Below are 11557 nucleotides of genomic sequence, written 5' to 3'. Positions count from 1 at the left end.
CACGGGGGCCGTCCGACGCGCCAGGCCCAGGCGTAGCCAGACCCTGCGAAGAACCGGCTCCCAGCGCCGCGCCACCGACCGCCGCGCTGCCGAGTGCCGCGCTGCCGAGTGGTGCGCCACCGACCGCCGCGCTGCCGAGTGCCGCGCTGCCGACCGCGGCGCTGCCGACCGCGGCGCTGCCCAGTGCTGCGCTGCCGAGTCCTGCACTACCGACTGCGGCGCTGCCGAGTGCGCTGCCGGTCGCGGCGCTCCCTGTGCCGAGGAGGAGGCCGAGCGTCGCCAAGCTGCTGCCCGCCCCGAGTGCGCCCGCCCCCGCGCTACCCGTCGCGAGTGCACCGGCGCTTCCGGCACCGAGCGCGCCCGCGCTGCCCGCGCCGAGACCGAGCGCCGCGCCACCGCCGACGGCACTTCCCGTCTCCAGCAGCGCGGTGAGCGCCCCGAGACCCGCGGCCGAACTCCCGGCCGCCGCGCTGCCGGAACCCAGCAGGCCAGTCGCGCCCGTACTGCCGGTGGCGAGGGCGTCTGCGCTGCCGGTGGCCAAGGCGCCCGTACTGCCGGTGGCGAGGGCGTCTGCGCTGCCGGTGGCCAAGGCGCCCGTACTGCCGGTGGCGAGGGCGTCTGCGCTGCCGGTGCCCACGGCGCCCGAACTGCCGGTGGCGAGCGCGGTTCCGGCATCGAGGGCCTCGGAGCTTCCGGCGGCCGATCCGCTGCCGAAGGCCGGCGCGTCACCGCTGCCCGCCGCCGACCCGGATCCGGAACTGCCTGTGCCGAGGCCGAGTTCGGTGCCGACGGCGCCACCGAGATCGACCCCGCCGTCTCCGGAGGAGCCGAGTCCAGCCGAACCGGAGTCGATCCCGATCGCCCCGATGTCCGGCAGCGTCCATGGTTGCGCGGCCGCCGTGGGTGCGACCGCGAGGCCGAGGGCCGTGGTGGTGGCGATGGCGGTCGCGACCAGCAAACCGTGGGACAACCGCATGTGCGCAGAGAATCGCATGGAGATCACCTTCTTAGACGGAAAAGTCCGCCGGACCGGCAATTCGCCGTTGAACAAAACCGGCATCCGGGGATAAGCCATGGAACAGCGATTCCGTCCAGAAAATTACTGTTGAGCTGTGTGTTCAACGCCACGAAGTCCGCCTCCCATGCGATGACCTCGGCGGGACCACTGGCCCGTCTCCTGATCGTTACCCAAGGTAATGACCATGACGAAAATCATGTTGCCGACAAATTGCTGAACACTCACGGCCGACGGAGACCACCCGCACCACCGCCCGCGTCGCGCGGTGCGGTGGACGCGCGACATGCGTAGGGTGACGGGCAAGCAGGGCCGGCGGGTAATACGACGAATTCGCGTCCACTCCTGGCCGGTTGCGGCGCGCCGGGCTGTTACCTGGAATAGTTGGTGCCGCACGCACAGGACCGAGGCGAAAGCGGGGATGTTGGTGACTTCGACGGAAGGTGTGAGCGGGCCGAAGCTGGCGAAGGACGCCGGTACGGCTGCGCCGAGCACCCTGGAGCGTGACGTCCAGACTCTCGAGAAGGCGATCTACGAGGTCAAACGGGTCATCGTCGGTCAGGATCGATTGGTCGAGCGGTTGCTCGTCGGCGTGCTGGCACGTGGTCACGTGCTGCTCGAAGGTGTGCCCGGCGTCGCGAAGACCCTCGCGGTGGAGACCTTCGCGAAGGTGGTCGGCGGCTCGTTCTCCCGGGTGCAGTTCACTCCCGACCTGGTGCCCACCGACCTCATCGGTACCCGCATCTACCGCCAGGGCCGCGAGGAGTTCGACACCGAGCTCGGTCCGGTCGTCGCCAACTTCGTCCTCGCGGACGAGATCAACCGCGCGCCCGCCAAGGTGCAGTCGGCGCTGCTCGAGGTGATGGCCGAGCGCAAGCTGTCGATCGGCGGCAAGACCTACCCGATGCCCGATCCGTTCCTGGTCATGGCGACCCAGAACCCGATCGAGAGCGAGGGCGTGTACCCGCTGCCCGAGGCGCAGCGCGACCGCTTCCTGTTCAAGGTCGTCGTCGACTACCCCTCCGTCGAGGAGGAGCGCGAGATCATCTACCGGATGGGCGTCACGCCGCCGGAGCCCAAGCAGATCCTCGCGCCCGAAGACATCATCCGCCTGCAGAAGCTGGCCGCCAACGTCTTCGTGCACCACGCGCTGGTCGACTACGTCGTCCGGGTGATCACCGCGACCCGCACCCCCGCCGAATTCGGCATGAACGATGTCGCCAACTGGATCTCCTACGGCGCCTCGCCGCGTGCCAGCCTCGGCATCATCGCCGCGGCGCGCTCGGTGGCGCTGATCCGCGGCCGCGACTACGTGGTGCCGCAGGACGTCGTCGAGGTCATCCCGGACGTGCTGCGCCACCGCCTGGTGCTGTCCTACGACGCGCTCGCCGACGAGGTCACCCCCGAAGAGGTCATCAAGCGGGTCCTGCAGACCGTCGGTCTGCCGCAGGTCGCGCCGCAGGCCGTCGGCGGCCAGGCCGCCCCGCAGCAGCCCGCCGTGCCCCAGCCGCCCCAGCAACAGCCCGTGCCGCAGCCGGCGAACGGGCAGCAGTCCCAGCCCGCCGGCCACGTCGCGCCCCAGTGAGTGCGCCGGAACCCGTTGTCCGCGTGCCCACCTCGTCCCACGCGCCGCCGTCGTTCCGTGCCGGTGAACTGACCGACCCGAAACTGGCCGCCGCGCTGAAGACGCTCGAACTGACGGTGCGGCGCCGGCTCGACGGTGTGCTGCACGGCGACCACCAGGGACTCATCCCCGGACCGGGTTCGGAACCGGGCGAGGCGCGCCTGTACCAGCCGGGTGACGATGTGCGGCAGATGGATTGGTCGGTCACCGCCCGCACCACCCACCCGCACGTGCGGCAGATGATCGCCGACCGTGAGCTCGAGACCTGGCTCGTGGTCGACCTGTCGTCGAGCCTGGATTTCGGCACCGGCCGGGTGCAGAAGCGCGATCTGGCGATCGCGGCGGCCGCGGCGATCACCCACCTCACCTCCGGTGGCGGCAATCGCATCGGCGCCGTCGTGGCCACCGGCCAGGATCTGGTGCGGATCCCGGCGCGCAGTGGTCGGCTGCACGCGCAGACGATGCTGCGCGGCATCGCGACCACCCCGCACGCCCGCGACGGAGTGCGCGGTGATCTGAAGGCGGGCATCGAATCGCTGCGCCGGCCCCAGCGCAAACGCGGTCTGGCCGTGGTGATCAGCGACTTCCTCGGTGACGTCGACTGGCAGCGCTCGTTGCGCGCGATCTCCGCGCGCCACGATCTGCTCGCCGTCGAGGTGCTCGATCCGCTCGATGTGGCCCTGCCCGACGGCGGTGATGTGGTGCTGCACGATCCGGAGTCGGGGCACACCAGGGAATTCAGCGTCACCCCCACGTTGCGCGCCGATTTCGCGGCCGCGGCGGCGGCCCAGCGCGAGCAGGTGCAGCAGGCGCTGCGCAGCTGCGGCGCGCCGGTGCTCTCCCTGCGGACCGACCGGGATTGGATCGCCGATGTGGTCCGGTTCGTGTCCACCCGGCGCCACAGCCTCGGCGCCCCGAGCGGGCGGGTGCCTCGCCAGTGAGTATTTCGCATTTCACGGCCGTCGTCTGGCTCGGATTCCTCGCCGTCGTCGCCCTGCTGGTCCTCGGCTATGTGCTGGTGCAGCGGGCCAGGCACCGGCGGATGCTGCAGTTCGGCAACATGACCGTGCTCGAGAAGGTCGCCCCGTCGCGGCCGAGCCCGATGCGGCACGCGCCGATCGCGCTCATCCTGGCCGGTCTGGTGCTGCTCACCATCGCCGCCGCGGGACCCACCGCCGTGCAGAAGGTGCCGCGCAACCGCGCGACCGTCGTGCTGGTGATGGACGTGTCGCTGTCGATGGAGGCGACCGACGTCGAGCCCAACCGCCTGCAGGTCGCGCAGCGGGCGGGCAAGGAGTTCGTCGACGGCCTGACCCCCGGCATCAACCTCGGTTTCGTCACGTTCGCCGGCACCGCCTCGGTGATGGTCTCGCCGACGACGAACCGCGAGGCGGTCAAACACTCGATCGACAACATCAAGCTGGCCGAGCGCACCGCCACCGGTGAGGGCATCCTGACCGCGCTCCAGTCGATCGACACCCTGGCCGCGGTCCTCGGCGGCGCCGAGACCCCGCCGCCCGCGCGCGTGGTGCTGATGTCGGACGGCAAGCAGACCGTGCCCGACGACAAGGACGTCGACAACCCGCGCCACGCCTTCACCGCGGCGCGCCTGGCCAAGAACAAGAACATCCCGGTCTCCACCATCTCCTTCGGCACCGAATGGGGCACCGTGGAGATCCCGGATTCCGACGGCAAGGGGTCGCAGCGGGTCAAGGTGCCCGTCGACAACGCCTCGCTGCAGGAGATCGCGAAACTGTCCGGCGGCGAGTTCTACACCGCGTCGTCGCTGGCCGAACTGCGCGCCGTCTACGACACGCTCGAGGAACAGATCGGCTACGAGACCACCAGGGGCGACGCGAGCAGGCCGTGGCTGCTGTTCGGCATGCTGTTCGTCACCGCCGGTGTCGTGGTGAGTTTGGTCTATCGTCAACGCCTGCCCTAGCACTGCAACCCCGCGTTGTGAGTAGTCGCAACGGCGCGACCCTGGCGCGGGGCACACGAACCGGAACAGATAGGTTGGACCCTATGTCGAACGTCACATCCCGCTCGGTCCTGGTGACCGGCGGTAACCGCGGTATCGGTCTCGCGGTGGCTCAGCGCCTGCTCGCCGACGGCCACAAGGTCGCCGTCACCCACCGTGGATCGGGGGTGCCCGAGGGCCTGTTCGGTGTGAAATGCGATGTCACCGACAACGAATCGGTCGACCGGGCGTTCAGCGAGGTCGAGGCGCACCAGGGTCCGGTCGAGGTGCTGGTCGCCAACGCGGGCATCACCGACGACACCCTGCTGATGCGGATGACCGAGGAGCAGTTCGAGAAGGTCGTGAACGCGAACCTCACCGGTGCGTTCCGCTGTGCCAAGCGGGCCAACCGGGCGATGCTGCGCGCGAAGTGGGGCCGGATGGTCTTCCTCGGCTCGGTGGTCGGCATGATGGGTCAGGCGGGGCAGATCAACTACGCCTCGTCCAAGGCCGGTGTCATCGGTCTGGCCCGCTCGGTCACCCGCGAGCTCGGTTCGCGCAACATCACCGCCAACGTGGTCGCGCCCGGCTTCATCGAAACCGACATGACCGCCGACCTGCCCGAAGACATGAAGGACATGGTCGAGAAGTACATTCCGCTGCGGCGGGTCGGCCAGCCCGAAGAGGTCGCCGCCGTGGTCAGCTTCCTCGCCTCCGAGGATTCCCGCTACGTCTCCGGCGCCGTCATCCCGGTCGACGGCGGCATGGGAATGGGCCACTGACCCGCTGACCGACTTCCCGCGGCGCCGAACCGGTCGCCGCGTCCACGAACGCAGGAGAACCGAAAACCCATGGGCGGACTGCTCGAAGGCAAGACCATCCTGATCACCGGCATCATCACCGATTCGTCGATCGCGTTCAGCGCGGCGGCGGTCGCGCAGGAGCAGGGCGCGAAGGTGATCATCACCGGCATTCCCGAGCGGCTGCGGTTGATCGACCGCATCGCCAAGCGGCTCCCGCAGGAGGTGCCGCCGGCGATCCCGCTGGACGTCACCAACGAGGAGAACCTGAACGCGCTGGCCGACGCGCTGCGTGAGCTGGCGCCCGAGGGCATCGACGGTGTGCTGCACTCGATCGCGTTCGCCCCCAAGACCCTGATGGGTCCGGACGCGGTGCCGTTCCTGGAGGGCCCCGGCCCCGATGTGGCCAAGTCCTTCGAGATCTCCGCCTGGAGCTACGCCTCGCTGGCCCGCGCCGTGCTGCCGGTGATGAACGAGGGCGGTTCGCTGGTCGGCATGGACTTCGACCCGCGCGTGGCGATGCCGTACTACAACTGGATGGGCGTGTCCAAGGCCGCGCTGGAGTCGGTGAACCGGTACGTGGCCCGGGAAGTGGGCTACGCCAAGAAGATCCGCTCCAACCTGATCGCCGCCGGCCCGGTGAAGACCCTCGCGGCCAAGGCCATCGCGGGCACCGCCACCGACGACGCCAAGCAGCTGCGCCAGCTCGACGAGTACTGGGACGGCGCGTCGCCGATCGGCTGGGACGGCGCCGACGCGCGCGCGGTCGGCAAGTCGATCGTGGCACTGCTCTCGGACTGGCTGCCCGCCACCACCGGCTCGATCATCTACGTCGACGGCGGCGCGAGCCACAACATGTGGTTCCCGGAGAACTTCACCAACTGATGGTCGACGGCCTGCTGCTGCTGTCCTTCGGCGGTCCCGAGGGCCCCGAGGACGTGATCCCGTTTCTGGAGAACGTCACTCGGGGCCGCGGGATCCCGCGCGCCCGCCTCGACGAAGTCGCCCAGCACTACCTGCATTTCGGCGGGGTCTCGCCGATCAACGCGCTGAACCGGCAGATCATCGCGGCGGTGGAGGGCGAACTCGACGCCGCCGGGCTCGACCTGCCCGTGTACTTCGGCAACCGGAACTGGCATCCGATGGTGGAGGACACCGTCGCCACGATGACCGCCGACGGCGTGCGCTCGGCCCTCGTCTTCCCGACCTCGGCGTGGGGTGGGTACTCGGGGTGCCGTCAGTACGACGAGGACATCGCCCGCGCGCGCGCCGCGGTCGGGGCGAGCGCGCCCGAACTGACGAAACTGCGCCAGTACTACGATCACCCGCTGTTGATCGCCTCGTTCGCCGACGCGATCACCGCCGCGGTCGACGCGCTCCCCGCCGACCGGCGCGCGGGCGCGCGCCTGGTGTTCACCGCGCACTCCATCCCGGTCTCGGCCGACATCGCCGCCGGACCACCCGCCGACGGTGGGCGCCTCTACAGCAGGCAGGTCACCGAGGCGGCCCGATTGTGCGCCGCCGCCACCGGTTTCACCGAGTACGACGTCGTGTGGCAGTCCCGCTCCGGCCCGCCACAGGTGCCCTGGCTGGAACCCGACATCGTCGATCATCTGGACGTGTTGCACGGCAAGGGAATCGACGCCGTCGTCGTGTGCCCGGTCGGTTTCGTCTCCGACCACCTCGAGGTGATCTGGGATCTCGACAACGAGGCCGCCGACCGCGCCGCCGAACTCGGCATGGCCTTCGCCCGCGCGTCGACCCCGGGGACCGACCCGCGATTCGCGCGCATGGTGGTGGAGCTGATCTCCGAACGCGTCGCCGGGGGAGTCGTGCGCGAACTCGGCGCCGTCCCCGGCTACGGCTGCACCGTCGACGGCGCCGTCTGCGCGCCGGGCTGCTGCGAACAGCCGCCGCGCCCGGCGCGTTCCTGAACACAACCGGATAACCATTCCCCGGTTCGCCGGGGTGCGGAGGGTAGGCTTTCGCCAGTTGTGCTCGACAGATCGGAGGTCTTCCGATGCGTTCGACAAGGCGACGGGCGGTTCCCCTGCTGGTCGTGGCCGCGGCCACGCTGGCACTGAGCGGCTGCGGTGGTGACTCGGGCTACGAGACCGGCCCCGCGCCCACCCAACCGCCCATCACACCGGCCATGGTCGACGAACTGTGCGGCATCCTCGACGCTCAGCAGGGCACCTGGCGTGCGCTCGGTCCGCAGGTGGCCGAGGTGGCTTTCACAGGTGTCATGAAGCTGTGGACCGAACAGAACACCGCGGCCAATGCCGCCATCTCCTACGACCGGCACATCGTCGACACGGTCACCAGCCAGAGCTGCCCCGATGTGCGGACCGATACGCTGCAGGTCCTCGATGCCCCCGACATGAAGACCGCCATCGGCGGAATCTGAAGCGGCACTTGCTCTTCCGCTGTGGTCAGCGGGGCGGTCCGGCGGCGGCGTGGACGGCCGCCAGCCTGGCCTCGCGGATGGTGTTCCACAGTGGGCGCAGCAGCGACTCGTGCGCGCCGATCGCCGACGCCGAGGTCGGCGCCGATGCCGGTTCGTGCTGGGCGACAGTGAGAATGGCGGCCACGTGGTCGGCGGTATCGAGAATCCGCTTGGCGCGCAACGGGATCGAGTCGGGGTAGGCGTGCCGGGAGTACGCGGCCAGTTGCGCTTCGATCTGTTCGCGCGGGTCGGTGTCGGAGGCGCCGACCGAGGTGGTGTGCAGGCGCATGAGCGCGTCGGCGGCATCGCGCACCGATTCCCGCATCGTGTACTCGGCTTCGCCGAGGGACATGTCCGGGCCGACCACCCGGGGGATGTCGACGCTGTACACGGTCCACTGCAGGATCTCGTCGTCGGTCCAGTGCGGGATCAGGCCGGTGCCCTGGTCGCCCGGCACGCCGAGGAGCAGGCCCTCCTCCGCGTCGACCGCGTCGGCCGCGAAGGCGGTGCCGATCGGCAGTCCGCGCACGTCGCCCGGCGCGGGCAGGACCAGGCGCAGCTGCGCGCCGGGCGGCGCCATCGCCTCCCGGATCACCTTGAGCAGCGGCATCACTCCGGTGCCCGCGGATTCGTCGCGGGAGGTCCACGGCAGGTCGCTGCGGCCACCGGTGACCGGGTCGCCCGCGGCGAGGGTGTGGCGCGCGGCCCACGTGTGCAGCGCCTCCAGCACGTCATCGGGCGCGCTGGTCCCGGCCAGCCACGAGCCGGCCCACAGCGTCAACGTCGCACTGGGAGAGCACATAATCATCGAGCATAAAGGTTCGCCCGGAATCGCGTGTGGGCGATGAGGACCTGTCTGACCTGCGGGTGGTCTACTCGGGCTCGGTGACGAAGTCGATGAGCCGTTCGACCGCGCCGATGAGCGGGGCCTCGAGATCCCGGAACGAGTCGACCGCGTCGTACACCCGGCGCCAGCCCTGCTGCGGTGTTCCCCAGCCCAGGCGCGCGCAGACGCCGGTCTTCCAGTCCTCGCCGCGCGGCACCGTCGGCCAGGCCTCGATGCCCACCGCGGCCGGTCGCACCGCCTGCCACACGTCGATGTACGGATGCCCGGTGACCAGCACGTGTGGTCCGAGGCCGGTGGTCAGCTGGGTCTCCTTGGACCCGGTCACCAGGTGGTCGACCAGTACCCCGACCCGCGCGCCGGGCCCGGGGCCGAACTCGGTGAGGCGGGTGCCGAGATTGTCGAGGCCCTCGAGATGCTCGACGACGACGCCCTCGACCCGCAGATCATGGCCCCACACCCGCTCGACGAGGGCCGCGTCGTGCACGCCCTCCACCCAGATCCGGCTCGTGCGGGCCACCCGGGCACGCAGCCCTTCGACCCGGGTCGAACCCGACGCGGACCGCGTCGGCGCCTTGGGCGGGGCCGCGGTGGGACGCACCAGGGTCACGGGTTTCCCGTCGATCAGGAACGCCGCCTCGCGCAGCGCGAAGAGCCGGACCGCGCCGCGGCCGTCCTCGAGTTTCACGAACTCGCCGTCGTAGCTGCGGTCGAAACCGACTACGGCACCGCAGAATCCGCTCGCCGCGTCCTCGACCACGAGGTCGCGCTCGGCGCTGACCTTCGGCACCGGAGTCTTCTTGCTGCGCTGATGCCCGGAAAAGATGTCGCCGTACCCGCCACGTGCACTCACCTCACGAACGTACCGCGACCGGACCCGCACCCGGTGGACCGACGCCGCGGCGATCGGGTCCGGCGTTGGGCGGGTGCGTAGTTGGGGCCGGTTCCGCCGCGCGCGCTCGGTTCGCCGGGTGCCGCGAGACCGCCCGCCACGGGCCGATCACGGCTAGGCTGGACGACGTGGCCGCAATAATCTGGCTGATCGCGGGCATCGTCCTGGCGGCGGCGGAAATGCTCACCGGGGATCTGACGCTGCTCATGCTCGGTGCCGCCGCACTGGGCACCGCGGGCGTCACCGCCGCCCTCGATCTGCCGCTGTGGGGCGACGCGCTGGTCTTCGGCGGGGTCGCGGGCGTGCTGTTCCTCGGGGTGCGGCCGGTGCTGCGCCGCAAGTTCGGGACGCCGCCGCCGACACCGACGAATGTCGATGCGCTGCCGGGGAAGTCGGCGCTCGTGCTCGAACAGGTCGCCGCGCATTCGGGTCAGATCAAGCTCGGTGGCGAGGTGTGGACCGCGCGCCCGCTGGACCCGGACGAAGTGTACGACGCCGGCCTGACCGTCTATGTGATGAAGATCGACGGCGCGACCGCCGTCGTCTGGAAGGGTCCCTAGAACATGGTTGCCTTGATCGTGGCCGCCGTCCTCGTCCTGTTGGTCGTGGTGGTGGTGTTCAAATCGATCGCTCTCGTTCCGCAGGCCGAGGCGGCGGTGATCGAACGGCTCGGGCGCTATTCGCGCACCGTGTCCGGTCAGCTCACCTTCCTCGTCCCGTTCGCCGACCGGGTGCGGGCGAAGGTCGACCTGCGTGAGCGGGTCGTGTCCTTCCCGCCGCAGCCGGTGATCACCCAGGACAACCTCACCCTGCAGATCGACTCGGTGGTGTATTTCCAGGTCACGAGCCCGCAGGCCGCGGTCTACGAGATCAGCAACTACATCGCCGCGGTCGAGCAGCTCACCGTCACCACCCTGCGCAACGTCGTCGGTGGCATGACCTTGGAAGAGACGCTGACCTCGCGCGATCAGATCAACAACCAGCTGCGCGGTGTCCTCGACGAGGCGACCGGCCGCTGGGGCCTGCGCGTGGCCCGGGTGGAACTCAAGTCCATCGATCCGCCGCCGTCGATCCAGGAGTCGATGGAGAAGCAGATGAAGGCCGACCGCGAGAAGCGGGCGATGATCCTCACCGCCGAGGGCACCCGCGAATCGCAGATCAAGACGGCCGAGGGCGCCAAGCAGGCGCAGATCCTGTCCGCCGAGGGTGCCAAGCAGTCGGCGATCCTCTCGGCCGAGGGCGAGCGGCAGAGCCGCATCCTGCGCGCCCAGGGTGAGCGCGCCGCCTCCTACCTGCAGGCGCAGGGCCAGGCGAAGGCGATCGAGAAGGTGTTCGCCGCCATCAAGAACGGCAAGCCGACGCCGGAACTGCTTGCCTACCAATACATGCAGACGCTGCCGATGGTGGCGCGCGGCGACGCCAACAAGGTGTGGCTGGTGCCCAGCGATTTCGGCAAGGCCCTCGAAGGCTTCGCGCAGAACTTCGCGACCAAGGGCGAGGACGGCGTGTTCCGCTACGAGCCCTCGCCCGAGCCGGAGCAGCCGGTGAAGATCGAGGACGATTCCGACGTCGCCGACTGGTTCGAGACGGCCTCCGACCCGAAGATCGAGCAGGCCGTGCGCGCCGCGGAAGCGACCGCCCGCACCCCGGTCGAGGGCTTCGAGCCGCCCCGCCCGAAGGCCCCGCCTGCCGTGCCGCCGTCGCTGCCGACTCCGCCGCCGGTCGCACCCGAGGCCGAATCGCGTCCGAACGACCCGTACGGCCGTCCCTGGCAGCCGCCACAGCACGGCTGATCTCCGGCTCCGCCGGGGGCCCCGGGGGCCGGTGGTGGTGGGCGGGGGGGCCGCGGGCGAGGGGGCGGGGGGCGGGCCGCCCCGCCCCCCCCCCCGCGGGGCGGCATGCCGGCTAATGCGCGGGCGGCGCGGTGGGATTGGCCCGCGCTGGGTAGCGCGGCGGAGCCGGTCGACCGGGAGTCG

11 protein-coding genes and 1 pseudogene are annotated in these 11557 nt (G+C 70.4%); 9 read left to right on the top strand and 3 right to left on the bottom strand.

What is annotated here, in order from left to right; all coding sequences use genetic code 11:
- Positions 1 to 994 (bottom strand): annotated as a pseudogene (locus tag QH270_RS11345) (hypothetical protein); the annotation flags it as partial.
- Between the two features lie 442 nt (positions 995 to 1436).
- Between QH270_RS11345 and QH270_RS11340 the strand changes: the two are divergent.
- From QH270_RS11340 to QH270_RS11310, 7 genes are all read left to right on the top strand, one after another.
- Positions 1437 to 2600, top strand: coding sequence for a chaperone MoxR1 (locus QH270_RS11340; protein ID WP_110035455.1), 1164 nt, complete (start codon positions 1437 to 1439; stop codon positions 2598 to 2600).
- A gap of 23 nt (positions 2601 to 2623) precedes the next feature.
- Entirely contained in the window at positions 2624 to 3580 is a 957-nt protein-coding gene (locus tag QH270_RS11335; RefSeq protein ID WP_110035454.1) for a DUF58 domain-containing protein, read from the top strand.
- Positions 3577 to 4581: a VWA domain-containing protein gene (locus QH270_RS11330; protein ID WP_110035453.1), complete on the top strand. Its 1005-nt coding sequence runs from the start codon at positions 3577 to 3579 to the stop codon at positions 4579 to 4581. The genes QH270_RS11335 and QH270_RS11330 overlap by 4 nt, the downstream gene beginning before the upstream one ends.
- Before the next feature lie 83 nt (positions 4582 to 4664).
- Positions 4665 to 5381: a 3-oxoacyl-ACP reductase FabG1 gene (gene fabG1, locus QH270_RS11325; RefSeq protein WP_280340746.1), complete on the top strand. Its 717-nt coding sequence runs from the start codon at positions 4665 to 4667 to the stop codon at positions 5379 to 5381.
- A 69-nt stretch (positions 5382 to 5450) separates the two neighbouring features.
- Positions 5451 to 6284: an NADH-dependent enoyl-ACP reductase InhA gene (inhA, locus tag QH270_RS11320; RefSeq protein ID WP_280340744.1), complete on the top strand. Its 834-nt coding sequence runs from the start codon at positions 5451 to 5453 to the stop codon at positions 6282 to 6284.
- A complete protein-coding gene (locus tag QH270_RS11315) occupies positions 6284 to 7333 on the top strand; it encodes a ferrochelatase (RefSeq protein WP_280340742.1) in 1050 nt (349 codons plus the stop codon). The genes inhA and QH270_RS11315 overlap by 1 nt, the downstream gene beginning before the upstream one ends.
- Before the next feature lie 86 nt (positions 7334 to 7419).
- Entirely contained in the window at positions 7420 to 7806 is a 387-nt protein-coding gene (locus QH270_RS11310) for a hypothetical protein (protein WP_280340740.1), read from the top strand.
- A gap of 25 nt (positions 7807 to 7831) precedes the next feature.
- On the opposite strand, the gene QH270_RS11305 is transcribed toward QH270_RS11310, so the two are convergent.
- Both QH270_RS11305 and QH270_RS11300 read right to left on the bottom strand, forming a co-directional pair.
- Positions 7832 to 8647 (bottom strand): hypothetical protein, encoded by an 816-nt coding sequence (locus QH270_RS11305; protein ID WP_280340736.1) that lies wholly within the window; start codon positions 8645 to 8647, stop codon positions 7832 to 7834.
- Positions 8648 to 8717: 70 nt separating this feature from the next.
- The gene (locus tag QH270_RS11300) at positions 8718 to 9542 is read right to left on the bottom strand and encodes a DUF3097 domain-containing protein (protein ID WP_280340735.1); all 825 of its coding nucleotides are present in this window, start codon (positions 9540 to 9542) and stop codon (positions 8718 to 8720) included.
- A gap of 167 nt (positions 9543 to 9709) precedes the next feature.
- Between QH270_RS11300 and QH270_RS11295 the strand changes: the two genes are divergently transcribed.
- Complete coding sequence (locus QH270_RS11295) at positions 9710 to 10141, top strand: NfeD family protein (RefSeq protein ID WP_280340734.1); 432 nt, start codon at positions 9710 to 9712, stop codon at positions 10139 to 10141.
- A 3-nt stretch (positions 10142 to 10144) separates the two neighbouring features.
- The gene (locus tag QH270_RS11290; protein WP_280340732.1) at positions 10145 to 11374 is read left to right on the top strand and encodes an SPFH domain-containing protein; all 1230 of its coding nucleotides are present in this window, start codon (positions 10145 to 10147) and stop codon (positions 11372 to 11374) included.
- Positions 11375 to 11557 lie beyond the last annotated feature (183 nt).

Origin of the sequence: Nocardia neocaledoniensis, from assembly GCF_029868625.1 — a bacterium.
GTDB lineage: Bacteria > Actinomycetota > Actinomycetes > Mycobacteriales > Mycobacteriaceae > Nocardia > Nocardia neocaledoniensis_A.
The sequence above is the reverse complement of the archived record's forward strand: the minus strand, read 5'-3'. Positions and strand labels throughout refer to the sequence as shown.